Below are 26,800 nucleotides of genomic sequence, written 5' to 3' on the forward strand. Positions count from 1 at the left end.
TTAAAGAAATAGCAGCTGGATATCTATTATCCGGCTGCTATTCTTTTGCTGTCGAAACAAACATGTTCAGGATCTCGTAAATATGTAAAAATAGGGATAGACTGGAGGCGCGGAATGAAATCAAAAATTCTGGTTACTGCTTTAACGGTAAGTATAATAGCTATGATTATTAGTGTAATTGCCTTAGGAGTTGTATTAAGTAAGGTTTAGACTAATCATTCTTGTTATGCAAACATAGACATACAGGAGGTTCCGTTATAGGATACAACATTCAAGGCAATTGGAGATATGATGGTAGAGATTGGATCGCAAATGTTGGCAGCTTTATCTTTGAGCCTCCAGGTGATATTCATACTCTTATCTCGGAAAAGGAAGAATTCAGAGGAGATCTTATTTATTGAATTAATAGGGGTTACAACAAACGTCTTGACTAATCTTCTTCATTATGGTTATCATAGACACATGAAGTCCTTGATTGGGAGGGGTAAACAACAATGAAATATTCAAAAGCGACGAACTATGCCCTCCATACGATGCTTTATTTGATTGCTGTAGCAGTGGATAGACCTGTAGGCGTTCAGCAGCTCGCTGAAAAACAAGGCGTATCTCCGACCTACCTTTCGAAGATCCTGACTAAGCTGGTGAAGGCAGGGCTGATTGAATCTGCATCCGGCGCAAATGGCGGATATAGGGTAAAAGGGAGAAAAGAAGATATTTCTTTTCTAGATGTCATTCATGCGATTGAAGGCACTACTTCATTGTTTGAATGCTGCGAAAGTGAAAATCCCCATTGCCTTATAAATCACGTAATGGTGGCCGCTGAAGAAGATATGGAGCGCCATTTAAAGAATGCGAAGTTGGCTGATCTTGCTAAGCAAGCGGGCTTGTCCTTGTGATTACAAGGGCAATTTTTATTCAGCAATTATAGATATCATTTATCTACAAAGTCTTTAATTAAACGAATGGAGGGATTTATTATTAAGATTTATGATGTAGCTATTGTTGGAGGCGGACCGGCGGGATTAAATGCGGCATTGGTGCTTGGCAGAGCCAGAAAAAATGTGGTTTTGTTCGATAATAACGATCCAAGAAACAAGGTGACACATGCATCTCACGGATTCATAACACGGGATGGAGTTGAACCAGCCGAGTTTCGGCGCATTGCGTTGGAGGAGGTGCTGAGTTATCCAACCGTTCAGCATTGGCAGAAGGAAGTGACCGATATTCAGCGATCGGACAATGTCTTCACGGTATCCACCTCCGATGGTGAGCAAATGAAAGCCAGCAAGGTGATTTTATCCGCAGGGTTGAAGGAAATCTTGCCCGAGATTGATGGGATCCGTGATTTTTATGGAAAAAGTATATTCCAATGTCCCTTCTGTGATGGCTGGGAGCTTCGTGATCAACCGTTGGTTGTGATCTCGGATATGCCAAGCGTGATGCATAAAGTGAAATTACTGCTTCACTGGAGTAATGATCTGGTTGTATGTACGAATGGCAGTGACGTTCTTACAGATGAACAACAGGAGCAGTTGGCTTCCCGAGGTATACCGGTTATCCAGACTCCTATCTCAACTTTATCCGGGCAAAATGGGATACTGGAGAAGGTTCACTTTACGGATGGTTCTTTTATTGAACGAAGCGGCGGGTTTATTGATCCTATTCAACTTCCTAAGGCTGCTTTCCAAGAGTCATTGGGTTATCAAACGACTAGCAACGGTGGAATCGAGACCAGTGAGATGGGTAAGACCACCGTAGAGGGCGTATACGCAGCAGGGGATTCGGCTTATGTAATGCCGTCGCAATTAATCTACGCCGCGGCATCCGGCAGCAAAGCAGCAATGGCGGTAATGGCAGATTTGACTGAGGAAAATTGGCTTAAGCAATAAAATGGAGAAGTGTGCATGAGGAATGCACACTTCTTTTTTTCTGTAATAAAGGGGTATTCATCTGCGCAACATATACATGAACTTTCTGGAAGAGGAGGTAATCAGAGTGGAAGCCGTGGATGTGAGTGAACATTTAGCGATCAATCAAGATACTTTGCAATCTATTTTTCATAACTGCGCTGATGTGGTATTTCGCTCTTTGAAGCTATCGGAGAATTCGAGTATTCTTCTTGTTTACATATTAGAGATGACAGACTCCAAGGAAATGGAGCAGATTATTTCGGCATGTATGATAAGCCAAGATTACGAGCGGCTGACAAAGTATAACATGGTGACCCGTATATCGGATATTGTAGCTAAAGTTCTAAAAGGCAGCACCGCAATCATTATAGATGGTAAACCATATGCTTATATTGCAGAACTGACTTCTTTCCAGCATCGCTCAATCGACGAGCCCTCGAATGAAGCATCTATACGAGGACCACGTGAGGGATTCACTGAAGATCTAAAGACAAATAAGAGCCTGATTCGAAGGAAAATTAGCCATCAAAATTTAAAGTTTGAAATGCATCAAGCAGGAGAGTTGACCAATACCGATTTTGTTGTTGCTTATATTGAAGGTAAGGTAAAACCAGAACTGCTCCAAGAAGTTTCAAGGAGACTGCAAGCTTTCCGTACGAATCAACTGCTTGATTCAGGCTATATTGAAGAATTTATCGAGGACAAGACCTTCTCCTTATTCCCGCAAATTCAAAATACCGAACGCCCGGATACAGTTGCAGCGAGTTTATTGGCAGGGAGAGTAGCCATTATCGTTGACGGGTCGCCTAATGCATTGTTGTTACCAATGACATTCTGGTCCGGATTTCAAGCAGCGGAAGACCATTATGAACGTTTTATCTATGTATCTGCTGTTAGACTTTTGAGGTTCTTGCTTGCTATCCTGTCCTGCCTGCTTCCATCTATATATGTTGCACTGACGACATTCCATCCCCAGATGATTCCCCTGGCTCTAATGCTTAGTATTTCAGTATCCAGAGAAGGCATTCCGTTTCCGACCGTTATTGAGACGTTATTAATGGAGCTTATGTTCGAGGGGTTGCGAGAAGCTGGTCTACGTCTGCCAAAAGCAATCGGTTCAGCCGTGAGTATCGTAGGCGCATTAGTTATTGGGGAAGCAGCTGTTCAAGCTGGATTTATCTCTGCTCCTATAGTCATGATTGTTGCAGGTACAGGTATAGCTTCATTCGCATTTCCTAGTTATAGCCTTGCATTGCCATTTCGAATGTTAAGGTTTCCACTACTCATATTTGGGGGATTCCTTGGACTTTATGGTGTTGCGATAGGAATAATGTTTATTATGATCCACCTTGTGTCACTCAAGTCGTTCGGAGTTCCTTACTTAAGCCCAATGGCTCCTATTGCACCTAAATTTTGGAAAGACACATTGATTCGAATGAACAAACGTTACATATCGGGAAGGCAAAAACAATGAAAAGAATCTATTATTCCATCCTTTGTGTAATTGTAATACTGAGTGTTCTCCTTACAGGCTGCTGGGACAGGAATGAGATAAACGATTACGCTTTCTGGATTGGAACATCCTTGGATCTATCAGAGGACGGTCAGCTTGAAAAAAGCGCTCAAATCGCCGTTCCATCGGGCATTAGCAGCTCCAGAGGAGGGGGCGGTGGAAGTGAAGTAAGGGCAAATATCGTAGTAACCGCTTCTGGAGCTTCGATTGTTGATTCCATGCAGCAAATTCAAGATAAGCTGCCCCGGAGGATCTTTCTCGGACATCGCAGGTCTATATTCATCGGTGAAAAAATGGCCCGCAAGGGAATTCTCGATATAATGGATCAATTCACGCGAAACACGGATACGCGAATGCGGACAGATATTTTCGTTGTGAATAATGGAAAAGGAAAGGAATTGTTAGATATTAACAGTCCTTTTGAGCAATTCTCGACAATCGTGGCGGTTAATCAAGACCGATTTTGCCGATTAGGAGACACTGCCTTAAGGGATGTGTTACTCGATGTTGGACGGGATGGCATTCGGCCTTCGATGCCGATGGTCGATATTGCTCCCAAGAATAAACAAGAGAAACATCAAATTATCGAGGTTAGATCCGTTGCTATTTTTAATAAAGAGTTACGGATGGTTGGAGAAGTTAGCGGGAGAGAGTCACTGGAATTGTTTTGGGTCAAAGGGGTGCTAAAGAATCTATACATGACGGAAGAAACGGGACAAGGCAGCGTATCTCTGTATGAATCTAATCTTAAAAAAACCGTTCGTACGGAAATCAAAGACAATAAGCTTAAAGCCCATGTGAAACTGATGGGAACTGGACGGCTGCTTGAAAACAATACGAATATTGATCTTTCCGTAACTACCGAACGAATCCGTTTAGAACGAGAGTTAAATAAAATGAAAGCTAAGCAAGTAGAAGAGACAATAAAAAAGCTACAGAGTCAATACGGGCAGGACGTGTTCGGATTTGGAGAAGAGATACATAGAGAACATCCTTACTACTGGAAAGGAATTCGGACCAAATGGGATCAGCTTTTCCCTACCCTTGAAGTGTCTGTTGAGGTCAAATTGAAAATACAGAGTACAGGGGATATAGGCAAGCGCGTCCCGGGAATAGGAGATAGAAAGTGAAAATTTCAACTTGGCAGTTGTTCTGGATCTTCACTACGTTAGAAATCTCGATGAGCATATGGCTGACTGTATCGCCAACGATTGAGATAGCTAGACAGGACGCCTGGATCTCCCTTGTGGTGGCAGGCGTCATTGGTCTTGTTGTGACCATGATATTAATTCGAGTCAGTCAGATGCACGCCTCCCATACCTTAGTTGAGTTTACTCAGAAGCTATTTGGGAAATGGGTCGGAAAAGGAATTGCTATGCTGTATATTGTGATGTGGTTTTCTGTAGCCGCTGATATATTAAGAATCTTTTCATTATTTATTAATCAATTTCTATTTCACGATACGCCGGTATGGATCATCGCAGTTCTTATGGTCGCAGCTATGGTGTATATCAACTATGCAGGAAACATCGAAGCGATTGCCCGCTTTAGTGAAATGGCAGGGCCATTGCTCCTGGTGGGGATTATCATTACTTTTGCGTTGAATATAACTAATCTGCACCCATCACTTCTTTTGCCTGTATTTGCGGATACCGGTGTCATACCGATTTTGAAGGGTTCAATGGTGAATGCTTCTTTCTTAGGGGAATCGATGATGCTCATGATGTTAACCCCGTTCATCACAAATTCGAAAAAACTGATGAAGCCAACGCTGCTGGCGATTGGAACTCCATCATTAATTGCTGTAGTGACGGCGGTTATGGTTGTCGCAACCTTTGGAACTAATATTGGATCCACTTTATACTTTCCGTATTTTAGCATGGTCCGATTTATTAATTATCTGGAATTTATTCAAAACATGGATGTCTGGATCGTGTTCATCTGGATCTTCAGCGTATTTATCAAGTTGTCCATTTACTTGTTCATTAACAGCTATGGAACTGCACAATTATTAGGCATCAAGAACTGGCGGGCAGTGCTCGGATATGCTGCAGCCATCATTTTGGCTATAGCCTTAATACCGGCAAATATCGTTGGGATGTTGGATTACGCGAATTTTGTATGGATCAAATACATATTCCCTATTTTTATTGTTGGGTTTCCGATTATTTTCCTGCTCGTTAGCTTGATTCGAGGCAGGAAATTGGCAGCATCCTAGTGTGGCAGACATCACGGAGCAGGATTGGAATCAAGATGTCATCAAAGTCCTTCAGATGGAACCGAATTATATTATTGAAGAAGGACAATTTCTGGAGTACGTCGTTATGGTGCTGGAGGGCACAGTTAGAATGTATAAAGTAAGCTCCAGTGGCCGGGAAATCACATTGTACAGGATTCATAGCGGAGAATGTTGTCCACTAATGAGCTCTAGTGTTTTGGGAGAGTCCGAATATGAAGCTTCAGCTTGCGTAGAAACAGCCGGCCTGGTGCTGATGATTCCTGCGGAGATTTTCCGAGAGTGGACGGATCGATATCGGAACTTCCGTCAGTTCATCTTTAAATCTTTTGCCAGACGGATTGTCATTATGTCTAATCTGCTCGACAGTATCAACTTCAAATCCATTCGTGGACGAATTTCAGAGTTTCTCATTCAGATGGCCAATCAAACCGATAATTCCAATACTTTTCATATTACGCATGACAGTTTGTCCGTTGAGTTGGGTACGGCCCGCGAGGTGATCAGCAGAACGTTGAAGGAACTAGAGAGGGAAGATATCATTCAACTTTCAAGAGGGAGAAATACGATTAGAAATCGAAGCGCACTCGAGCGGTATATAGAGTAATAAATGATCAGCCACCTGTTAGATGGTTTTTTTTGTAAGTGACGAAGTAATTGCTTTACCATTTCTAATTACTGGCTTGGCACAAAAATGTGCCATCAATAAATTATTATTCCGTAATACTTGCCGAATCAGATAAGAGTGCCCTTTTTCGTAGTGTGTGAGCTAAATTCTTTCATAAATATTGACAACTCTGTTTAACAATGATAGTCTCACTTAGATGCAATTGATATCGATTATCATTATTGATTGCGATAATTAAGCTATTATGGAGGAAAGCACAAATGAAAAAGTTTTTACAAGTAAGTTTGGTTCTGCTATCTATTCTAATTATTACAGCAGCTTGTAGTTCGAAAAATACGAATAACACCAGCAACGTTACCCCTAGTATTGATACAGCAACTGGTTCTATCGTGATTAAACATGGTAAAGGCGAGACTAAGCTTGACAAGCCGGCAGTGCGAGTTGTCGCTTTGGAGTGGATTTTCTCAGAGGAATTAATCGCACTAGGAATTCAGCCAGTTGGTAATGCGGACAATAAGGAATATACGCTATGGGTCACTAAAGAAGCGGCACTCGCAGATAACGTTACAGATGTCGGCTTGCGTTGGGAGCCTAACCTGGAGACGATCGCTGCGTTAAAGCCTGATCTGATTATTTCCAATACAGATAATAACGATGCGATTTATGATCAGCTTAACGCGATCGCTCCCACGATTGAATTTGATCCTTATCCGAACGAAGGAGACGCTTATACAGGAATGGTCAAAGACTTCAAAACCATTGCTCAAGCAGTAGGTAAATCGGAGGAAGCAGATAAAGTGCTTGTCGATCTGGATCAGCATTATGCAGAGGCTAAGGAAAAGCTTGCAGCAGCTGGCAAAGACAAATTTAATTATGTTATATCTCAAGGATTCAGCAGTCAGAATTCAGTAACATTGCGGATGTTTACGGATACGTCGACAGTCGTTCAAACGCTCGATCGTATCGGTATTACCAGCGACTGGAAGTCGGACAAATTTGAGAAGTATGGTTTTACAGATGCGACCTTCGAGGCCCTACCCGCAGTGAGCGATTCCAACTTCATATATATTGTCCAAGATAACGATAACGTTTTTGGTGACGCTGCGAAAGATAATACGGTTTGGAATGGATTAAATTTTGTTAAAGAAAACCGGACTTATGGCATTGGTGGAGACACATGGACCTTTGGCGGCCCACTATCTTCCAAAGTATTAGTTGATCGTGTTGTTGAAGCTATTACAAAATGAGAACGTTTAGTTTATTCGTGAGCGGCTTAGCCGCTCTCTTCTTATTGTCGATAGCCAGTTTGTGTTTTGGAGAAGCTCAGATTTCTTTCAAAGTTGTCTTAGATGCGCTGATTCAGCGCGAAGATCTGCCCTTACATAATGTGGTATGGGATATGCGTATGCCGCGTGCAATATTAGGCATTTTCTCCGGGGCAGGGCTTGCGGTAGCCGGGGTCTTGCTGCAGACGATTACTAAAAATCCGCTAGCATCAACAGATACACTTGGGATTAATGCTGGTGCTTATTTTATGGTTGTTGCGGGAACGATCTTTTTCCCTAGCCTTCTTCACCAGTCACCGTTTCTCTTTGCCGCCGCTGGCGGAGGCGTTACAGCAATGTGTGCCTATTTGCTTGGAGGCGGTCGAGCTACAAGTCCAATCCGACTAGCTCTTTCCGGTATGATTGTAGCGATGGTAACTGGTTCATTTACAAGCGCCCTACATATATTCTACGCCACAGAAACACAATCGCTATACTTATGGGGCTCAGGCTCGCTCGCGCAACTTGATTGGAAAGGTGTTTCGTATGCCTGGCCTGGAGTCAGTGCTATTATAATTGCAGCTTTTTTTATGGGCAAGCAATTCGACGTCTTTAACTTGGATCAGTCCACTGCGCAATCATTAGGTCAGAAGGTTGAACTTACTCGCTTTGCGGGATTGGCGCTTGCCGTATTGGTTGCTGCAGTTGTGGTCAGCGTAGTTGGTCCTATCGGATTTGTTGGTCTCGTTGCCCCTCACTTAGTACGTCTAAGTGGATTGCGCAAGCATAATTGGCTCATTCCCGCTGCCGCCCTTTGGGGAGCCGTATTGCTTACTGCAGCAGATGTTCTGACGCGAATGGTTCGGAGCAGCATGGGGGAGATGCCCGTTGGCGCGATGATGGCGATAATCGGAGCACCATGGTTTATTTGGCTCATACTTAAAAAATTGAAAGGAATCTCGGGTTCTCTATCCAGCTCATCCATGTCTATTGGCAGAACTCGTGTTCACCTTTCATTCCCGCTTATTGCATTCAGTATGCTTTTCTTAGTTGTTGCATTCATTCTTGTAAGCATGACAATGGGCGGTACACGTATTCCACTAAGTCAGTTATTCCCGAGTCTGATGGGGGCTGATCAAGCAGGCACTTATTCCATACTCATGAATTTACGATTGCCTCGTACCCTTGTTGCTGCAGGTGCTGGCATTGCACTAAGCGTAAGTGGTGTTCTTGTTCAAGCAGCTGTTCGTAATCCGTTAGCTGATTCTTCTATATTGGGAGTAACCTCGGGAGCTGGATTCGGAGCATTGCTGGTACTCATTGCCTGGCCGCAAGTGTTGATTATCTTTCTTCCGATCGCCACTGTTGGCGGAGCTATTATTGCTGCAGGCGTCATCTTTCTATTCGCTTGGCGAAAAACGCTCAACCCATCAGTTATTATTCTACTGGGGATTGCGGTTTCCGCTATTGGATCCGCCGGCATTCAAGCTTTAATCGTACTGGGGCCATTATGGGGGAGTACAGGTTACATATGGTTGACGGGTTCGACATACGGTCGCACATGGGATCAATTCCTCATGATCTGTATCTTTCTAGTCGTTCTCCTGCCAATTGCATGGTGGCTAGGTCGTAAGTTTGACTTACTCGCATTTTCTGATGACAGCTCTATAGGATTTGGTTTGCCGGTGCGTAAAACACGATTAATAGCTATGACTGTTAGTGTTCTTTTATCCGCCGGTGCTGTGGCTGCTGTTGGAACGGTAGGCTTTCTCGGTTTAATTGTCCCACATATGATTAGAAGCTTAATTGGGCATAACACGCGACAATCTATTGTATTATCAGGCTTACTTGGGGCACTGCTGCTTGTATTGGCCGATACGATTGGTCGAACGATCCTTGCTCCGGTTGAAATTCCATCCGGTCTATTAATTACATTGATTGGTGCACCTTATTTTCTATACTTAATGTTTCGATCACAAAAGAAGACGTTTTAGGTTATATGCTAGTGAGCTCAATAGAGACACGACGACAGCCGATCACTATGATCGGCTGTCGTTTTCTCATTATTGGAGCTTAGCGTAACTTTTACTTTATTAACGCGTCCTAATTGTGGAAACATACAAATAACAAGCTTTGTGGAGGCGTAAAAGTTGAATAGAATATTATTGATTTTAATTATTGCCTTAATAGGAACGCTGCTTGGTTGTAGTAAACAACCTGATAAAGGTGATTATATCATCGGAAAAGAATACGAGAGTAATATACCTAAAATATATGTAGTTCATCATATCACGGATAAAGAAGCTAGGACTAAATCTCTTCATGATTTTTTAGTCAATGATGATGAGAATGATGTGGTACTGTACCACGTAAACGATATTAAACTATATAATGACCTGGATATTGGCGAAAGGGTAACTGTAAAACCAGGGGGATATACGATGTTATCTTATCCCCCTCAAGCAGTTGCTGAAGAAATCATTAGATATTCAAAAAGAAATTAACTGCGCAAAACGGTGATTACAAAATGTTGAGGCGCTTCAAGGCCTCCAGTGTAACCGTCTTGGCAGTTGTTCCGCTGCTGTCCACATTTGCAGCGAACACCCAGTCGGTCGTCCCGCGCTCCACATAGCCCACATACCAGCCGAGTCCCATGTCTGACAAACGCGTACCTGTTTTACCATGAACAGTGTATTTGTCCTGATCGTCATCAATCATGATGCGCTTGACGGTCTTCATCGTCTGCTCTTGGAAGGGCAGCGTCTCGTCCACTAGGTCTTCCATGAAACCGACTTGCTCTTGCGCCGAGATCTTGAGCGAGCTGTTCAACCAAAAGGTATCGATGCCCCCACTAGTATCCATATTACCGTAATGAATACGCTCCACGTAGCTCTTCATCCTCTCGGCCCCGATGTCTCTAGCCATCTCCTGGTAATACCAGATTGCGGATGCCCGCATTGCCGAGCCTAACGTATGGTCTCGGTTCCACACCTCGAACGGTCGAACGATGCCGTCCCACCGTTTGACATCATATTCGTCCTGAACGGCGCCAACCTCAAGTCCTATTAGCGCGTTCGGTACCTTGAATGAAGATTCTGGCGTGAACCGTTCCCGGCTGCGTTCGGGATTACAGACGTAAACGCGGTTTGTCTTCAGGTTTTTGACAATCAAGGTGCCATGCACGTCATGAAACAGCTCGTCACATGGAAGCTTCATTTCTTTCGGGGCGGCATTCACGGGAAGTACCGCTGTACCCGTTGTACCGGCGAACAACAGTGCGGCAAACGTTAAGGTGACTCGGTTAATCTTTTTCCAACTAATCAAGTTGCATTCCTCCTCGGGCTTCTTCATAATGGCGAAACAGTTGTCGACAACACTGAGTATAGAGGTATGTAAGGCTTGGCTGCACATCCGTTTGAAGCGAGTGTACCCATACAGTTGGTATGAAGGAGGCATGTAAAATGCTTTATGAAGCGATTGTGGAAAAGATCCTTCAAGAGATGAAGAACGGTAAGCGGAAGCCAGGGGACAAGCTGCCGTCAATCCGGGAAGCGGCGGAAACGTTCGGCTGCAGCAGAAATACAGTGATTCGGGCGTACGGAGAGCTCGAGCAAAATCACCGAATCTATGCCGTACCTCAGAGCGGTTATTATGTCGCGCACCGAAGTTCAGGCGCGGTGGAAGGAAGAGGGGCGGCGGAGAAACAGGACGTCATCGATTTCGAATGGGCAGGCCCGGACCGGAACGCCATGCCGTACCGAGACTTTCAGCACTGCATGAACGAGGCAATCGAACGGTACCAAGAGGACATGTTCACGTATTCAGAGGGGCAGGGCCTCACTTCGCTGCGGCTGCAGCTGACCCGGCATCTGCAGGATTTGCAGGTGTTCACGGTTCCAGAACGCATCTATGTGGTGACTGGCTCTCAGCAGGCGCTGCATTTATTAGTAGGGCTGCCTTTTCCGAACGGTAAGAGGAATATCGTCGTGGAGCAGCCGGTGCATCCCGGTATGGTCGAATCGCTGCGAGGATACGGGGGAGAAGTGCATGGCATTCGGTACGACGAAGGCGGCATGGATCTGGAGCGGCTGGAGGTGCTGTTTCGGGACGGCGACGTTAAGTTTTTCTACACCGTCTCACGTTTCCACAACCCAACCGGGTACAGTCATACGAACGAAGCACGCAAGCGCATGGTGGAATTGGCGCAACGGTATGACGTGTACATTATTGAGGATGATTACATGGGCGACTTGGACTTTAATCCGAAGAACGACCCCATGTTCGCATACGATCCGTCCGGAGTGGTCATCTATGTAAAAAGTTTTTCCAAAGTTATGCTTCCAGGCCTGCGCCTTGGGCTGGTCGTGTTACCGGACGGGCTACGCGAAAGGTTCCTGCACGCGAAGGCTGTGGCTGACGTACATTCGCCATTGTTGACACAAGGGGCTCTTGAGGTGTACCTCGAGAGCGGCATGTTCGCCGCTCACATTGACCGGATGCGAGAAATCTACCGCCGCAAAGCAGTGCTGCTGCAGGAGGCATACCGCAAACATTTGCCGCCTGGAACCATGTACACTAGATCGAACTCTGGCTTCTATACCACTATCGGGCTGCCCGCCATGCTCAAGGCACAGGCAGCGGCCGAACATCTACTGCAGTGCGGCGTGCGGGTTGATCCTGCCCAGCGGATGTACCTACCGCAGTTCCGGGAGGAGAATGTCCTTCGTCTGAGTGTCTCGCAGGTGGAGGAAGGACTCATCGAGCCAGGCATCCGAGTCATTGGTGACGGAATTCGGGAACTTCTCCGGCAGCGCACAGAAGTAAGGTTTGTGAGGCGGGGGTAGGCGCCCCCACAACCTCACCACTTCCTGATAGGCTTTGGGGAACGTAATATCACGTGCGGTGTGACGCTCTCCAATGGCTAGGAGTAATGCCGGTTACTTTTTTAAACACGGTGCTGAAATGCTGGCTCGTCTTGAAGGCAAGACCTAAAGCAAGGTGGGTAATGGAAATATCGGAGTGCGTTAACAGCTGTGCGGCGTGTTCCACACATGAACGTTCTACGAATGAGGAGGGCGACTGACCAAAGCTCTGCCGGAACAATCGGTAAAAATGGGATTCACTTACCCCTATTGAGGCAGCGATGTCTCGGTTGTTCCATTGCAACTCAGGGTTTCGTTGGATGTTTTCCGTAATGGAACGCAAGGCAGTCGGCAGGTCCTCAGGAATATGTAAATCAGGAGAAGGCTCGGTCATGTTAAGAAGAAGATCAAGCACAAGATGACGGACTTTCAGCTTAAGCCATGGCTGTGCTTCCGATTGAAGAGCTTGCTGCAGCTTACGGAATCTTATTTTCAACTGGACATTGGTTCGTAAGATTCTTGGCAGGCTTCGTAATTTATCGATGACAGCGGCGGCTTCACTCTCGCAAAGACCAAGCCACGAGGAAGAGTCCTTTGAAGGAGGTATTCTTACAATCATCCACCAGATCGTGCAGGGTTCCATAAAATCCATACGCGCTCGGTGAGGCTCATTCGGGCGGGTATGAAACAGTTCGCCGGCTCTTGTTTCATAATATTGTCCATTGACCTCCCAAGTTACTTTCCCGCTCTCTGTCAGCACAAATTCAAAGGCTCCATCATGCTCATGATGAGACAATTTCATTGCTTCTGTAAAATGATCATACCCAAGCATGAGAAGCTCGGGAACCTGGCTGACATTGGAATGGTCACTACTATTATCTGCTTCATATTCCCATCGTCCAGAACGGCTTTTCAAGGTAGTCATCAATAGGTCTCCTTGTGTCGAATCATATCTATGTATAAAATCCTATTCGATAGTTTTCGGGAAGTCAAAGCCTATATAAGCTGATATCTTGAGAGGGTAAATAATTAATAGTGATGAGGTGGAATGATGGGTTTTATTCCTTATGAAGTGACTGCACAAGATAAGCAGGATTTCGAAAATAACGGCTATTGGATCAGCCCTAAGCTTATTGATGATGAGACGATTGAAAAGCTTCGGCTGGCGCATGAGCGGATCTGGTCATCAGATTTCGACGGTGACGGCTACCCCATGCATGACATCCGTTTACCCGAGAATAAATTAGCGCTGCGTAAACATGATAATGGCTGGTGGATTAACGACGAGGTTCGAAGCGTTGTAACCCAACCAGATTTAGGGCATATGTCCGCTGAACTGCTTGGTGAATCCTCTATTAGGCTATGGCATGATCAGATCATCTACAAGCCTAGTGCTGCAGGTCAGGAGACGAGGGTAGGCAATGTTGGATGGCATCAGGATTATGGGTTTTGGAGATGCAGCAGTACAACAAATATGGTAACAGTCTGGATTGCCTTGCAGGATACCGATCTGAGCAACGGAGGAATGAGAACAATTCTGGGCTCTCACAAGTGGGGAATTGTTGAAGGCAGTGCTGCTTTTTTTGATCAGGATTTGGAAGGACTTAAACAGAAATTCTCAAAAGGCGACTGGAACGATGAACCTTGTATTTTAAAGGCTGGCCAAGCAAGCTTCCACCATGGATTAACGTTCCACGGCTCGGGTCCTAATCTGTCTGAAAATCCACGGCTCTCCATTGTTGCACATTTGATGCCTGGTGATACGGTCTATAAGGCAGGCAGAGGCAGACATGATAATGTTCGTCTGCTTGGTCCTCGTCCATACGACGGCCAGCCTTTCGACAATGAATATTTCCCTTTGCTTTACAGCAAATAAGAAGAATAAGTGGAAGGAAGGGCATATGCCTTTCCTTTTTTGTTAAGTGGTGGGCAGGATAACGTATTGACTATGCAGAATCAGTTTGTATCTTACAACTCAATAAAAGGATTGAAATAAGGAGGACTATGAGGAAAATCAAGAACATTTAATAGTCGCGGGGATAAGTCGGCTCGTCGACACTGGGGTGCTGTTCTACATGTTGCCCGTCGAAAAGATGGCTAATGGAGATAGTGAAACATGCTAACGTGAAGGAGGAAAGAATCATGTTGTATATTTTTGGCGGTCTGCCAGGCACCGGAAAGTCTACGTTATCGTCAGCTTTGGCTAGGGAACTTCGGGCAACGTACCTTCGGGTTGATGTTGTAGAGCAGGCTCTGCGAGCTACCGGACTCAGTGTTAATGGACCTGAGGGTTACATCGTGTGTTATGAAATTGCAAAGCAAAGCCTCCGTTTAGGACATGATGTGATAGCAGACACGGTTAATCCTATTCACATCACTTGTCATGACTGGAGAAATGTAGCGGAGTCTCTCGAAATTCCGTTTGTCGAGATCGAAGTGGTCTGCTCTGACGAAAGTGAACATAGACATCGGGTTCTTACGCGTAAAACAGATATATCTGGCTTAATGCTCCCCACATGGGATCAGGTTAAGAACAGGCATTATGAAGCTTGGGATCGCGATCATATCATAATAGACACGGCGAATCATACTGTGGAGGAAAGCTTGATAGAGTTACGTAAACGGCTAGGTCTTGAAAATTAATCGATAATTAGATGACGGATCATAAAAGTACTAAACATGACGAGGCAGCCAGAACGGCTGCTGTTTTATTTTAATAAATTTGAGGTGTGTTCTCTTGGTTACTGTTTCGACAGAGATTGAAATTAAAGCATCTATTGCAGTTTGTTTTGATATGGCAAGAAATATTGAATTGCATACGAAAACGGTCTGGAGACATACCCAGGAAAGTGCAGTAGCTGGAAGAACTTCTGGATTGATTGGTGAAGGGGAATTTGTCACTTTTCAAGCAAAGCATTTTTTAATAAGACAAAAATTAACTTCAAGAATCACTGACTATAATAGACCATACAAGTTTGTTGACGAGATGATAAGTGGTGCTTTTAAAAGTATGAGACATGAGCAAGAATTTATTGATTTAGGAAATCGAACGCTGATGAGAGATACCTTACACTTTGAGGCTCCATTAGGCTTAGTTGGATGGATTGTTGAAAGAGTTATTTTAAAAGGATATATGGAGAGATTTTTAAATTACCGTAATAAACAATTAAAGGAGCTAGCCGAAAGAGCAGTTTGATGGTGTAACGTAAGAAAATATAACCACCTTTATGCAAAAAAAGAGAACGTGCCCGAGTTATTCTCGAGCAACGTTCTGCAATATTCTTCGATCTAATGGGATACCCTTATTTACCGTTAAACGCGCTCAACATCCAAACATGTTTCTCAAGCTTTTTATGGATGGCAAGTAACATGTCTGCCGTTGTCTCATCGCCGGCTTCTTGCGCGATTTCCATGCCTTCCTTCAATTCATCGATAATAGACTTGAAGTCTTTTATTAGTTGATCAACCATTTGTTCAGCCGTTTCCTTGCCGCTGGCTTCCTTGATCGTGGACTCTTCTAGAAAGTCTGTCATCTTGGCAATTGGCTGGCCCTTCACCGCGAGCAGACGCTCAGCGATTTCATCGACGTGTAACGCGGCTTCCTCGTATAACTCTTGGAATTTTACATGCAGCGTAAAGAATTGCGAACCTTTCACATACCAGTGATAGTTGTGAAGCTTAATATAGAGGACGCTCCAATTGGCGACCTGGCGGTTCAAGAGTTGTTGAACGGATTGTGTTGTTTTTGTAGTCATGGTTTATTCCATCCCTTTCAAGTTAAATTGAATTATTAATATTGTTATATTTAAACCTAAATACGTTAAATGAAACAGCGATGCTTAAAATGGCAACAGCTTACAAGTTAAAATTAAATACATAGTTTAAAGAGGGGAAATAAAATGCAACGCAGATCGTTTCAATTTAATGTGAGACATTTTCACGGAATTACAGAATGGATTGCAGACGTTCAACCAATTAGTAATAAGAGTAATAAATTTTTAGTCCTCACTAAAAATAGTAAGATTTATGAATTGGATACTAAAAATGAAGTTATTACTGAGTTGTTTAGCTTTGATAGTGAAGGAATAATATTTGACGAGAATGTCTCGCTTCTGGTATCTGCAAAGGGCGAACTAATTGCCGTATATAATACATTCGGTAGTCATGGGATTGTAATAGATGTCCAAACAAAATCGATAATAATGCGTTTTAATCGAGATGATTATCATTCTGAACAAACCGTTTTTCCTGTCGCTTTTACCTATCATAACAAACAAATATTATTGATTCATGGTACAAAATGGAATAGGCTGGATATTACAAATCCTTTAACCCACGAAGTCTTTTCTAAGAGAAATGATCCTAAATTCGAATTATCTGAAAACAAATCTACAGAATCAGAACATTACTTGGATTATTTCCATGGGCAGTTACTAGTTTCTCCTGATTATAAATGGATTGTAGATAATGGATGGGAGTGGCATCCTGCTGGATGTGTGACAGGGTGGAGTATTTCTGAATGGTTACAAAACCGATGGGAGTCTGAAGACGGTAAGAGCAAAATGAATCTTTGGAGCTGGAAAGAAGATTGGAACGATCCAGTATGTTGGATTAGTAATAATGAGATTGGCTTAGTTGGTAGACATAATTCTGATTTTATTGATGAGAATGAGATTTTTGATGATAGATGTTTATTTAGAAAGGTAGATGTAAGTACAGGAGACGTTTTGAATGAGTTTCCTATTGCACCAGGCAATATATATTATGATGCATACTTATTTTCATGTTCCAAGGACGTAGGAATAAAAATATATGATGTTAATTCAGGTGAACTACAATACGAAAATAAGGAATTAATTATAGATAATTATCATCACAAATCAAAAGAGTTTATCAGATATGATAATGAACAAATAATAATCTATAGGTTGATCGAAGAGATTAACATACTTTAAAAGGGGATACTCAAATGTCATGTTTTATTTGTGATAAGCATCGTGGCATTTCAAATCAACCGCCTGGTGGATATTTTTATGAAGATAAGCATTGGAAAGTTTGTCACTTTCCCGCGGACCAATCTGTTCTTGGGCGTATTGTATTGGAATCTAAACGTCATTTTTTGGATTTTGCTGAGATGACAGAAGAAGAGGCTGCATCTTACGGAAATGTAATAAAGTTATTGTATGCAGCACTAAAACAGGTCACAGAAGCAGAACGGGTGTACCAACTCATAACTATTGATGGTACTCCACATTTTCATGTGCATTTTATTCCTCGTGGACGCGATGGCAAGACAAGAGGGTTAGAATATTTAAGACAAGAATTATCTTGTAATGAAGAAGACGCCATTCAATTAGTTAATAAACTGCAAGTAATTCTTAATCTTTCTAGATAGCTGGCTTGAAGATCCATTGTCACAACCTTTGTTTAAGTTATTCAAATAATACGTTGCTGGCATCTCAACAGGCGAACGAAGCTGGCAAGTCCGCTATAAACCGATTCTCCAAGATTCATTCCATAGTGATCAATGGAAGAACGTAGCTGGGGATGAAGAATTGCGAAAACTGGCCGCAGATTCACTAGATTGGGGGAACCCGAAAGCCCCGACAGGGTCCGATGCTATAATAAATGGCTGCAAGAACTCTCTATGCAGGTCCAGTCGGATGGCGAAACGTATTTTGTTGCCCGCAGCTTTGCCGACCAGTACTGGGCATACGTGCGTGATTCGGTCCGTGGCGGCGTGCTGGTGCTGGAAGACTTCGCTACGAAGGAATCTCATGCGGATGCCCTCATATATATCCTGCAATGGGCGGCTCACGAGGCATCCACCTTGGGATGCGAGTGGGTTACCATTACACGCCGTATTCATAAGCTGTGCGAGCAGCTGGGATTCGAAGCGGAGATTGTTTTACAAGAAGGATAGAGCTAAGAAGCCACAATGATAGGACTCGGTTCAACAGAGAGTCGCGTAAAGGTTAATTATTAAACTATAGAAGAACGTGGAAGCTGCATAAATTGCGGCTTTTTTTTATTAAAGTACATATCAGATTTGATCATCTTGACTTTCTTTGATTACAAATGTAGTATTGACTACAAAAGTAGTCTAATTGGAGGTAGAATGATGAAGGAAATTCCACGCATTTCTGATGCGGAATGGGAAGTCATGAAGGTGTTATGGGCAAAATCGCCGATGACAGCAGGTGAGGTGATTGACTCCTTAGCAGATATAAACGACTGGAGTCCAAAGACAATCAGAACCTTACTCACCAGGTTGGTTCAAAAAGAAGTGATAACCTTTGATTCAAACAGTAGGCCATATGTGTACTCTCCTCTAGTTGCAGAAGAAGAAACCACTCGAGCGGAAACGCAATCTTTTCTGAAACGGTTGTACGGTGGTGGAGCTTTAAAACCGATGTTGGTTAATTTTCTGAAGTATGAAAAATTGTCTAAAGAAGACATACAAGAACTGAAAAGTATTCTGGACGAAAGAAAGGAATAAGCCAGATGACTTCTGTTCTTACTGACGCATTAACCTGGATCTTATCCACGTCGTTGATGGCTAGTGTATTGGTCATTTTTATTTTAGTTGCCAAGTGGTTACTGAAAGATAAATTAAAGCCTAGGTGGGCCTATTTGCTGTGGATTCTCTTGGTCCTGAGGTTATTGCTGCCGTGGGCGCCTGAAAGCTCGTTTAGTGTTTTTAATATTTTCCAAACGCTTCCGGAAAATAGCCACCTAGTAACAGAGATAGAAAATCCAGCCTCCCCTGATGTTGAACCAAGCTATGAGATGTCATCAACGACACAGGTACAAGATTCATCCCCAAATACGGTATCGACCATCGGAGATGACTCGACTGTGAAAAAGCCGATGTCACTCTTGCAAATAGCGTCAATGATTTGGCTGGTTGGCATGGTTATGTTCCTAAGCTTTATGGTTAGGGCAAATGTACGGTTCGCTGCGCTAATTAAAAAAGAGGTTGCTGTCATTGATCAAGGGATTAATTCATTGTTTGAACGATGTAAAGACGAAATGAAAGTGCACCGAAAAATAGCGTTAATCCAGACGAATCAAGTATCTAGCCCAACCTTGTTTGGTCTACTGAAACCGAAACTCTTGATACCTGACTTGGCTCTACGTTATTTGAATGAAGTGCAGCTTCGCTACGTGTTCTTACATGAAATATCGCATGTCCGACGTAGAGATATTGCCATGAACTGGCTAATGAACATTTTGCTTAGCGTACATTGGTTTAATCCTTTTTTATGGTATGCATACCACAAGATGCGAGCTGATCAGGAGACGGCTTGTGATGCCTTGGCCTTATCGAGAATTAAGTCTGAGGAGTCCAACGAATATGCCTTAACGATAATAAAATTGTTAGAGCTATTCGCAAATCCAGTTCGTTTAGCAGGGGCAGCCAGTATTTCAGGAAATAAGAAAGAACTTAAGAGGAGACTAGTTATGATCACTTCATTTAAAAAACACTCCTATAAGTGGTCTTTGATAGGTCTTGCAGTCATCTTGTTATTGGGTGGTGCCGCGTTAACGAATGCCAGCACACAAGATAAGGGTAATCAGGCGATCGAGGACAACAATCAATCAGTTGATGTTGCAGCAATTGGAGAGCTAACTGAGGTATGGGCCAATGCACTAAAAACGCGGGAAGGTAAACCCCGTTATGAGATGATGTCTTCAAAAGCGAAAGACAAATTCATACAAGAACAAATCATTAGGAGCGGAGAAAACTGGAATTATAATATAGGGGTTTCTAGTCCTTGGGTTGTTGATTTTGAGAGTGAGATTGATGGTATGAATGTTATTATTACATATTTAACTTTAACAAGTGAACCGAACTATTATAAAACAGTGGAATCTCTAAAGTTTTCCAGGGAAAATGGTAAACTTGTAGTAGATGATTTTGAAACCGTTTATGAAGGAGAATGGACGGAGGACACAAAGATTTCAGCAACAGACTATGAGCGAATGATCAATATAATTATTTCAGTTAATAAAGGTGATCTACCTGTTTCCGCTCTAAAAGATGCTGAACCAATACTTCGTAAAAAAGGTGGTCTAAATAAGTTATCTACATCCATTAGAAAAAAGTATATTAGAGAGACTGTGGATAGGGTAACTACAACAGACCATTGAATTATCATAGAAGAAAGTATTTAAAAAGTATTTAAAAATTTCTCAACTCTCTCGGTGTACATAGGTTCCATGATTTCGTTAGAGATGGAGCAACCACTAAGCTGCCGGCATAATCGGCGGCTTTTGTTACGTTAACGGGCGTTTATCTTTAATAAATAACATCACAGCGCCAATCAGAATTGGTAAAATAATAGATAAAAAATAATTAATGGAAGGAGATTTTCACTCCATCACGAATTATTCAGATTGTTCACTTTGAGCGTAAGACAGCTGAATCTACAATCTCAACTACTGCTTGATAGGATGATATCCACGGCTGTGCTATTCTGATTTCGACAGTACTCTTCATCCATATTTCATAAGGCAATGCTTGCGAAGTAAGAATTGTCACAATGAGCCCATAAGGTGCTCATAAGGCAACAATTCTTTTTAGGAGGTTTTAGAGTGTCAACAGAGAAAAAAGCTGCGTACTCCGGGTGGTCAAACATTATGTACTCCATGCAGTTGCATTGGCGGGCGAGGCCGCTTACGTTGATTTGCTGTGCAGTCTCGATGCTTGTCGGCGTAGGTGTGCCTTTTGTAAGCATCTATATGCCTAAAATTGTCATCGACAACATCACTGCAGGAGTCACGCCAAGCGAGTTTATACTGTCGGTGGGCATTATGGCGCTTCTCCTGGCGGCGTTAAGCAGTGCTAAAAGCTACGCCGATCTCATCACCCATGAATCTGTAGGTACCATCAGCATTTTGAAACACCTTCAAACCATTATGCATAAGCATCTAAATATGGACTACGAGGTGCTGGAAAGCCCCGGATACGCAAAACGGGGTGAGAAGGCGTGGCGTGCCATGCAAAGCAATCACTCTCCAGCCTCCAACATACCGAGAAACCTATCACAGTTTCTAATGAACGTATTAGGTTTTCTTGTATATGGAACGGTTATTGTATCGGTACATCCCCTTATTATTCTCTTTCTAGCCATATCGGCCGGGATCAATTGGCTTGCGCTCTCTCGCGCCAGAAAAGTTGAGAGGGACACGCGGGAAGAGCGGTCAAAGCTTCAAGGAAAACTCTGGTATCTTCAGAAAGTATCGAAGGAGTCGTCCGGCGGCAAAGACGTACGTCTATATGACCTTAGCAGCTTAATCCGCGGTATTTTTCAAAACGTACTCGGTACCTCAACCGAAAAGGAACAAAAGGTAGCAACAGGCGATATGAAAGCACAGTTATCGGATGCGGTGCTCAGTCTGATTCGTGATGGTGCCGCGTACGCGTTTCTTATTTACTTGCTGCTGAACGGTGAGATGACATTGGGCAATTTCGTGCTCGTATTTGCCGCCATTGGCGCATTTGCAGGCTGGTTGTCGGGTATATTGACAAGCGCAAGCGAGCTGATTCGTGCCTTAAGTGAGCTGTCAGATATACGGGATTATCTGGATGTTCCCGATCTGTCTAATACAGGCGCCGGCCATGCGCTGCCGTCCGGCGATCTTCTTCCCCCAACGATTACATTAAGAAGCGTTGGATATACCTATCCAGAGGCAAAGGAGCCGACCCTTTACGGCATCGATTTTGAGATCAAGCCGGGAGAGCGCATCGCCATTGTCGGGGCAAACGGTGCGGGCAAGACGACGTTTATTAAGCTTTTATGCGGACTCTATAAGCCAACATGCGGGGAAATTACGCTCGGCGGCGTCGACATCACGCGATATAACAGAGACGAATATTTTTCTCTTTTTTCAACGGTATTTCAGGATATTCATCTCTTCTGCTGTGATATTGCCGGCAATATCTCGCAGCAGTCCCCGGATCAGACAGACTACGAGAAGGTAGAGGAATGTCTCGTCATGTCCGGACTTATGGATAAGGTAAGAGGGCTTGAGAAGGGTGAATCAACGCTTCTTGTACGTCGGGTGCACACCGACGCTATCGAACTGTCGGGCGGCGAGAAGCAGAAGCTGGCGCTGGCGCGCGCTTTGTACAAAGACGCGCCGGTTATCATCTTAGATGAACCTACAGCTGCGCTTGACCCGATCGCTGAAAGCGAGATTTACCAGCGATACGCCGAACTGACTGCAGGGCGAACTTCGATTTACATCTCCCATAGGCTGGCAAGCACACGTTTCTGTGACAGGATTCTATTAATCGACGGCGGCGGCATCGCTGAGTGCGGCACACACGACGAGCTCATGAGATATGGCGGGAAATATGCCGAGATGTTTAATGTGCAGTCCCACTACTATAAGGAAGGGGAGGTGGCCGATCATGAAGGAGCGTTCCATCTGGCATAACCTGCGCCGCGGATACGGCATCGTAAACCGTTTAACCCCAACCTACATACCGCTTACCATCGTCTCATCCTTTATTAAAGCGGTTCAGCCCTTAATGGTGCTCTTCCTGTCTGCCCAGATCATAAACGAGCTGGCCGGCGAGCGCGACATCGGGCGCATTATGCTGTATGCCGCACTAACAGTAGGGCTAGCTTTTGCCGCTTCGGCTATCAATGCCGCAGTTAACCGCCGGATAACGACATTAAACAGTACGTTGTGGGCGCGTTTCTACTTTTTCCTGGGCAATCGATATATGCAGATGAATTACGATCAAGTGGAAGATACGATGAATAATGAAAGGTTAGCGGATATTGAAGCTAAGTCGAACGGAAACGGGCTTGGCATTCTGCGCCTGCACTACAGTCTGCCGGAACTTTTACAGCCTCTTTTTGAACTGATACTATCTATCATACTGGTTATCGGGATGTTCACATCCACTTCATCCTATGAGCAGACATTTATAACATCACCGTATGCTACCGGTTTGCTTATTCTTCTCATCCTCTCTATGATTCCCTTTACTTATGTACTCAAAAAGAGGGAGGAGAAAATTCAGAAGAAAGTGTTCGAGGATAACCCGAAGTCAAATACCTATGTGAGTTTCTTCAACGAATATATGCAGGCAAAGAATGCAGCCAAGGACATTCGACTCTATAAACAGGCATCGGCGATAGAGGATCACTACAATAAATCGGTTGGAGCTGAGTACTGGTACCGCATTTTTGACTTGATCGGTAAGAACAATGCATTGTCAGCAGCTATGAATGCCATACTAGGCGGCTGTGTTTATCTCTTTATCGGTTTGCGGGCGCTAAATGGCATGTATCCTTTAGGCAGCGTAGTTCAGTACATTGGCGCGGTAACAGGTGCTGTCGGTGCGCTGGCCAAGCTTGTCTCAGTTGTGGGCAATTTTATTACAAACAACCCGTATCTGAACCTCGTGTACGAGTATCTTGACTTGCCGGACAATATGCAAAATAGCGCTAGAGGCAGACAAATCCCGCAAGAAGGATTAGAGTTTGAGTTTCATGATGTCTCATTCAAGTATCCTGGGTCCGACAATTACGCGATCAAGAACCTAAGCATGAAATTTAATATCGGCGAACGGCTTGCCATCGTAGGGCTGAATGGCAGCGGTAAAACAACGATGATTAAGCTGCTATGCAGGCTTTATGAACCTACGGAGGGCGTTGTCACGTTAAACGGCATCGACATTAAGGAGTACTACTATTCGGCATATATGGGCGTATTCAGTGTTGTGTTTCAAGATTTTAAACTGTATTCGTTCTCACTTGGCCATAATGTTACCGCATCCGAGCGTTATGACGCAGCATTGGCTGAGGAATCACTTATCTTGGCGGGGCTGGGCGAAAAGGTTAAGAACATGTCGGAAGGGCTTCATACCTACCTGCATAAGGAGTTCTCAGACGACGGCGTGGAGATTTCAGGAGGCGAAGCGCAGAAGGTAGCTCTCGCAAGGGCGCTGTACAAGAACGCGCCATTCGTGATATTAGACGAACCTACGGCGGCACTTGACCCGATCGCAGAGTTTGAGATTTATTCCCGATTTAATGAATTAATCGGCGGTAAAACGGCAATCTTCGTCTCACACCGGCTTTCGTCCTGCCGATTCTGTCATGACATCGCCGTGTTTCACGAGGGTAGGCTTATTCAACGTGGCTCCCATGATAAGCTTGTCGCCGACCGGGACGGGAAATACGCTGAGCTTTGGAATGCGCAGGCTCAGTATTACGTTGGGGCATAAGTAAGTGTCGGATGACAGGTGGCTAGTGAGAAATTAGTTCCTGAACATGGAGCGAACAGGAAGCCGGGTTAAATTTCGGCAAATAAGGGGAAAATAGTGGAGCTTAAGATTCTAGTTCATGGAGCGTGACTTTGCTTGTTTGACTTTTTCCATAAACAGGAGACCTTATCAGCCGTTGAATGGGCAATGCGGGCTATCGTAGCCTATTTCTTTCTGCTTATCGTAGCCAAGCTGCTCGGACAGCGTTCCATTTCCCAGCTGCGATTTCTTGACTTCATTATTGCGCTCATACTTGGCAACATTATTGCCCACCCCCTCTCTGACGAAGGGTTGTCGCTCACAGGCTCCATGATCACCACTATTGTTCTTGTAATCCTGTACATGATTACCTCATGGCTTGGTTTAAAATGGAACTTCCTGAAGCATTATCTTGATCCAGCCCCGATGAAGCTGATTCAGCATGGCAAGATCATCATGAAAAACTTAGGCAAAGCCCGCATTTCGATCGATCACCTCTTCTCGGAGCTGCGCAAGCAGCAAATTGAAGATTTTCAGAAAGTCGCCCTTGCCCTCTGGGAGCCGGGAGGAACCATCTCCTTCTTCCTTGAGACTCAGTATCAAACTGTTACAACGAAGGACTTGAAGATTCCGATCTCCCCATTCTCGTTAGTTAAGCCTATTGTCGTGGAAGGAACTACGAATAGTGCAATGTTAAAGGAGCAGGGGAAAAATGAAGCATGGCTGGCGATGAAGATTCAACATGCACATCTAGATATGAAGGATGTTGTACTAGCGACCATCGACGATCAGCAACAACTGCGCATATATACCGAGGTGGACATGATCGAACAAAACGAGCTGCCTCCTACTTGAGAAGAGTTCGTTTTTTTGTGTGTTTGAATATACTGGAGATTGTCAATCGATCAGCATATAGTTACAGATATTCCTGATGGGCAGACTTGCCTTGCGGATCCTAAAATGTTGGGAAAGGCGGTTTCAAATGTCATATTGAATGCAGTACAGAACACGCCGAACGGCGGAGAGATTCGGATATGGAGCGAATCTATTGCTTATCAATACCGCCTTTGTGTCTTAAACATTGGCGTGAGGATTGACAATACCGCTCTGCCGAAGCTATTTGACCCGTTCTACCGCGTGGATAAGGCACGGAGCCGGAATAACGAACGAAGTGGTTTGGGACTAGCTATTGTACGGAAAACGTTGGAATCAATGAACGTTGATTTTACTTTGGAAAACACTGCGGAGGGCGTTCTGTTTTGGATGAACTTGCCGAAGAAGTAATTGCGAAGGATGAAAAAAAAGGAGCTATTATGAATATACGAGAGCGAGTAATACAAGTCTGTTTATATGTTGTTTTCATCTGTTACCTGTTTTTATTAATTAAAATATTTTTCTTATCGAGAGTTTCAATTTCGGAGCTATTTAATAATGACAGGACGTTAGTTAGATCGATAAATCTTATTCCTTTTGATAGCATAGGTGAATACATATCTGGCAGCTCTGTAAATTTAAAAAGATTTGCTTTTGCTAATGTGGTTGGCAATATACTTATTCTTATACCCTTTGGTGTTTATTTGCCGTTATTAAGGAACAACAAGAGAGTAATGAATAATCTATTGTTTATATTTATAGTGAGTTTATTTGTAGAAATCATTCAGGGGATATTAGGCATTGGAACAGCAGATATTGATGATATCATTTTAAATTGTATTGGTGGATGCATTGGGATTCTAGGATTCAAAGTTTTACTATTTATATTAAGAGATGAGAAAAGAGTATATACTGCGGTCACAGTATTATCTGTTATCGTTGGATTACCTATTATCTATTATTATTTGTTCATGATAAAAATGAGATTCTAAATATCTTCATTAAACAGGCTGCCGATATTATCGGCAGCCTGTTCAGCAACTTGGCAGGAGAAGTACTCATTAATCAAAACATTATTGTCAACCAAGTCCAATCATTAGGCTTGGATTATGCACTTACACCTTGACTCCATTTGTAGAAGCCGTAGCCTTGCCCCTCAAAGAACTCTAAAAACCCAACTCCGGCCTGTATTGGTTCAAGTGTTACCTTAATCGATCTGGTAGTGTCACGTCTATGGATGAGCTT

General features: G+C 43.7%; 26 protein-coding genes and 1 pseudogene. 24 read left to right on the top strand and 3 right to left on the bottom strand.

Going from position 1 to position 26,800, the window contains the following annotated elements; genetic code table 11:
* Window positions 1–221 precede the first annotated feature (221 nt).
* The 10 genes from FHS17_RS04140 (at window position 222) to FHS17_RS04185 (ending at window position 10,056) form a co-directional block, all read left to right on the top strand.
* Entirely contained in the window at window positions 222–401 is a 180-nt protein-coding gene (locus FHS17_RS04140; protein ID WP_167275037.1) for an AraC family ligand binding domain-containing protein, read from the top strand.
* 93 nt (window positions 402–494) lie between these two features.
* Window positions 495–896, top strand: a complete 402-nt coding sequence (locus tag FHS17_RS04145) for an Rrf2 family transcriptional regulator (protein WP_167275041.1) — start codon at window positions 495–497, stop codon at window positions 894–896.
* 66 nt (window positions 897–962) lie between these two features.
* Complete coding sequence (locus FHS17_RS04150; protein ID WP_167275045.1) at window positions 963–1,889, top strand: NAD(P)/FAD-dependent oxidoreductase; 927 nt, start codon at window positions 963–965, stop codon at window positions 1,887–1,889.
* Between the two features lie 106 nt (window positions 1,890–1,995).
* Window positions 1,996–3,384: a spore germination protein gene (locus FHS17_RS04155; RefSeq protein ID WP_341805761.1), complete on the top strand. Its 1,389-nt coding sequence runs from the start codon at window positions 1,996–1,998 to the stop codon at window positions 3,382–3,384.
* A complete protein-coding gene (locus FHS17_RS04160; protein WP_167275051.1) occupies window positions 3,381–4,553 on the top strand; it encodes a Ger(x)C family spore germination protein in 1,173 nt (390 codons plus the stop codon). Before FHS17_RS04155 ends, FHS17_RS04160 begins: the two co-directional genes overlap by 4 nt.
* Window positions 4,550–5,641, top strand: a complete 1,092-nt coding sequence (locus FHS17_RS04165; RefSeq protein WP_167275056.1) for an endospore germination permease — start codon at window positions 4,550–4,552, stop codon at window positions 5,639–5,641. The genes FHS17_RS04160 and FHS17_RS04165 overlap by 4 nt, the downstream gene beginning before the upstream one ends.
* 1 nt (window position 5,642) lies before the next feature.
* On the top strand, window positions 5,643–6,266 hold the full coding sequence (locus tag FHS17_RS04170; protein WP_341805762.1) for a Crp/Fnr family transcriptional regulator: 624 nt from the start codon (window positions 5,643–5,645) through the stop codon (window positions 6,264–6,266).
* 281 nt (window positions 6,267–6,547) lie between these two features.
* Entirely contained in the window at window positions 6,548–7,534 is a 987-nt protein-coding gene (locus FHS17_RS04175) for an ABC transporter substrate-binding protein (protein ID WP_167275060.1), read from the top strand.
* Window positions 7,531–9,546 carry an iron ABC transporter permease gene (locus FHS17_RS04180; RefSeq protein ID WP_167275064.1) on the top strand — a complete coding sequence of 672 codons (2,016 nt, stop codon included), beginning with the start codon at window positions 7,531–7,533 and terminating at the stop codon, window positions 9,544–9,546. The genes FHS17_RS04175 and FHS17_RS04180 overlap by 4 nt, the downstream gene beginning before the upstream one ends.
* Before the next feature lie 156 nt (window positions 9,547–9,702).
* Complete coding sequence (locus FHS17_RS04185; protein ID WP_167275068.1) at window positions 9,703–10,056, top strand: DUF3221 domain-containing protein; 354 nt, start codon at window positions 9,703–9,705, stop codon at window positions 10,054–10,056.
* Window positions 10,057–10,072: 16 nt separating this feature from the next.
* Here FHS17_RS04185 and blaOXA read toward each other — a convergent pair whose 3' ends face one another.
* Window positions 10,073–10,873 carry a class D beta-lactamase gene (gene blaOXA, locus FHS17_RS04190; RefSeq protein ID WP_415639910.1) on the bottom strand — a complete coding sequence of 267 codons (801 nt, stop codon included), beginning with the start codon at window positions 10,871–10,873 and terminating at the stop codon, window positions 10,073–10,075.
* A 140-nt stretch (window positions 10,874–11,013) separates the two neighbouring features.
* Here blaOXA and FHS17_RS04195 point away from each other — a divergent pair, with 140 nt between their 5' ends.
* Window positions 11,014–12,396 (top strand): aminotransferase-like domain-containing protein, encoded by a 1,383-nt coding sequence (locus FHS17_RS04195; protein WP_167275072.1) that lies wholly within the window; start codon window positions 11,014–11,016, stop codon window positions 12,394–12,396.
* A 49-nt stretch (window positions 12,397–12,445) separates the two neighbouring features.
* On the opposite strand, the gene FHS17_RS04200 is transcribed toward FHS17_RS04195, so the two are convergent.
* The gene (locus FHS17_RS04200; protein WP_167275076.1) at window positions 12,446–13,339 is read right to left on the bottom strand and encodes an AraC family transcriptional regulator; all 894 of its coding nucleotides are present in this window, start codon (window positions 13,337–13,339) and stop codon (window positions 12,446–12,448) included.
* Between the two features lie 123 nt (window positions 13,340–13,462).
* On the opposite strand from FHS17_RS04200, the gene FHS17_RS04205 reads away from it, so the two are divergent.
* From FHS17_RS04205 to FHS17_RS04215, 3 genes are all read left to right on the top strand, one after another.
* Window positions 13,463–14,290, top strand: coding sequence for a phytanoyl-CoA dioxygenase family protein (locus FHS17_RS04205; protein ID WP_243865162.1), 828 nt, complete (start codon window positions 13,463–13,465; stop codon window positions 14,288–14,290).
* Between the two features lie 266 nt (window positions 14,291–14,556).
* Window positions 14,557–15,057 (top strand): P-loop nucleotide/nucleoside kinase family protein, encoded by a 501-nt coding sequence (locus FHS17_RS04210; RefSeq protein WP_167275079.1) that lies wholly within the window; start codon window positions 14,557–14,559, stop codon window positions 15,055–15,057.
* Window positions 15,058–15,151: 94 nt separating this feature from the next.
* Window positions 15,152–15,610, top strand: coding sequence for an SRPBCC family protein (locus FHS17_RS04215; protein WP_167275082.1), 459 nt, complete (start codon window positions 15,152–15,154; stop codon window positions 15,608–15,610).
* Between the two features lie 106 nt (window positions 15,611–15,716).
* Here the strand turns inward: FHS17_RS04215 and FHS17_RS04220 are convergent, their stop codons facing one another.
* Complete coding sequence (locus FHS17_RS04220; RefSeq protein WP_167275086.1) at window positions 15,717–16,169, bottom strand: Dps family protein; 453 nt, start codon at window positions 16,167–16,169, stop codon at window positions 15,717–15,719.
* Between the two features lie 144 nt (window positions 16,170–16,313).
* Between FHS17_RS04220 and FHS17_RS04225 the strand changes: the two genes are divergently transcribed.
* The 10 genes and pseudogenes from FHS17_RS04225 (at window position 16,314) to FHS17_RS04270 (ending at window position 26,547) form a co-directional block, all read left to right on the top strand.
* Window positions 16,314–17,369, top strand: coding sequence for a hypothetical protein (locus FHS17_RS04225; protein ID WP_167275088.1), 1,056 nt, complete (start codon window positions 16,314–16,316; stop codon window positions 17,367–17,369).
* 14 nt (window positions 17,370–17,383) lie between these two features.
* On the top strand, window positions 17,384–17,809 hold the full coding sequence (locus FHS17_RS04230; RefSeq protein ID WP_167275091.1) for an HIT family protein: 426 nt from the start codon (window positions 17,384–17,386) through the stop codon (window positions 17,807–17,809).
* Window positions 17,810–18,061: 252 nt separating this feature from the next.
* Entirely contained in the window at window positions 18,062–18,337 is a 276-nt protein-coding gene (locus FHS17_RS30385) for a hypothetical protein (protein ID WP_243865163.1), read from the top strand.
* Window positions 18,338–18,532: 195 nt separating this feature from the next.
* A complete protein-coding gene (locus FHS17_RS04240) occupies window positions 18,533–18,913 on the top strand; it encodes a BlaI/MecI/CopY family transcriptional regulator (protein ID WP_415639908.1) in 381 nt (126 codons plus the stop codon).
* A 5-nt stretch (window positions 18,914–18,918) separates the two neighbouring features.
* Window positions 18,919–20,568 (top strand): M56 family metallopeptidase, encoded by a 1,650-nt coding sequence (locus tag FHS17_RS04245; protein WP_167275095.1) that lies wholly within the window; start codon window positions 18,919–18,921, stop codon window positions 20,566–20,568.
* Window positions 20,569–21,012: 444 nt separating this feature from the next.
* Window positions 21,013–22,860: an ATP-binding cassette domain-containing protein gene (locus FHS17_RS31010; protein WP_167275098.1), complete on the top strand. Its 1,848-nt coding sequence runs from the start codon at window positions 21,013–21,015 to the stop codon at window positions 22,858–22,860.
* Window positions 22,835–24,664 (top strand): ABC transporter ATP-binding protein, encoded by a 1,830-nt coding sequence (locus tag FHS17_RS04255; protein WP_167275102.1) that lies wholly within the window; start codon window positions 22,835–22,837, stop codon window positions 24,662–24,664. The genes FHS17_RS31010 and FHS17_RS04255 overlap by 26 nt, the downstream gene beginning before the upstream one ends.
* A gap of 135 nt (window positions 24,665–24,799) precedes the next feature.
* Window positions 24,800–25,537 (top strand): DUF421 domain-containing protein, encoded by a 738-nt coding sequence (locus FHS17_RS04260; protein WP_243865164.1) that lies wholly within the window; start codon window positions 24,800–24,802, stop codon window positions 25,535–25,537.
* 48 nt (window positions 25,538–25,585) lie between these two features.
* A pseudogene (locus FHS17_RS04265) lies at window positions 25,586–25,966 on the top strand (ATP-binding protein); the annotation flags it as partial.
* On the top strand, window positions 25,942–26,547 hold the full coding sequence (locus FHS17_RS04270; RefSeq protein WP_243865166.1) for a VanZ family protein: 606 nt from the start codon (window positions 25,942–25,944) through the stop codon (window positions 26,545–26,547). The pseudogene FHS17_RS04265 and the gene FHS17_RS04270, both read left to right, overlap by 25 nt.
* Window positions 26,548–26,800: the final 253 nt, after the last annotated feature.

The sequence above is a fragment of the Paenibacillus lupini genome (assembly GCF_011761355.1).
Classification (GTDB): Bacteria; Bacillota; Bacilli; order Paenibacillales; family Paenibacillaceae; genus Pristimantibacillus; species Pristimantibacillus lupini.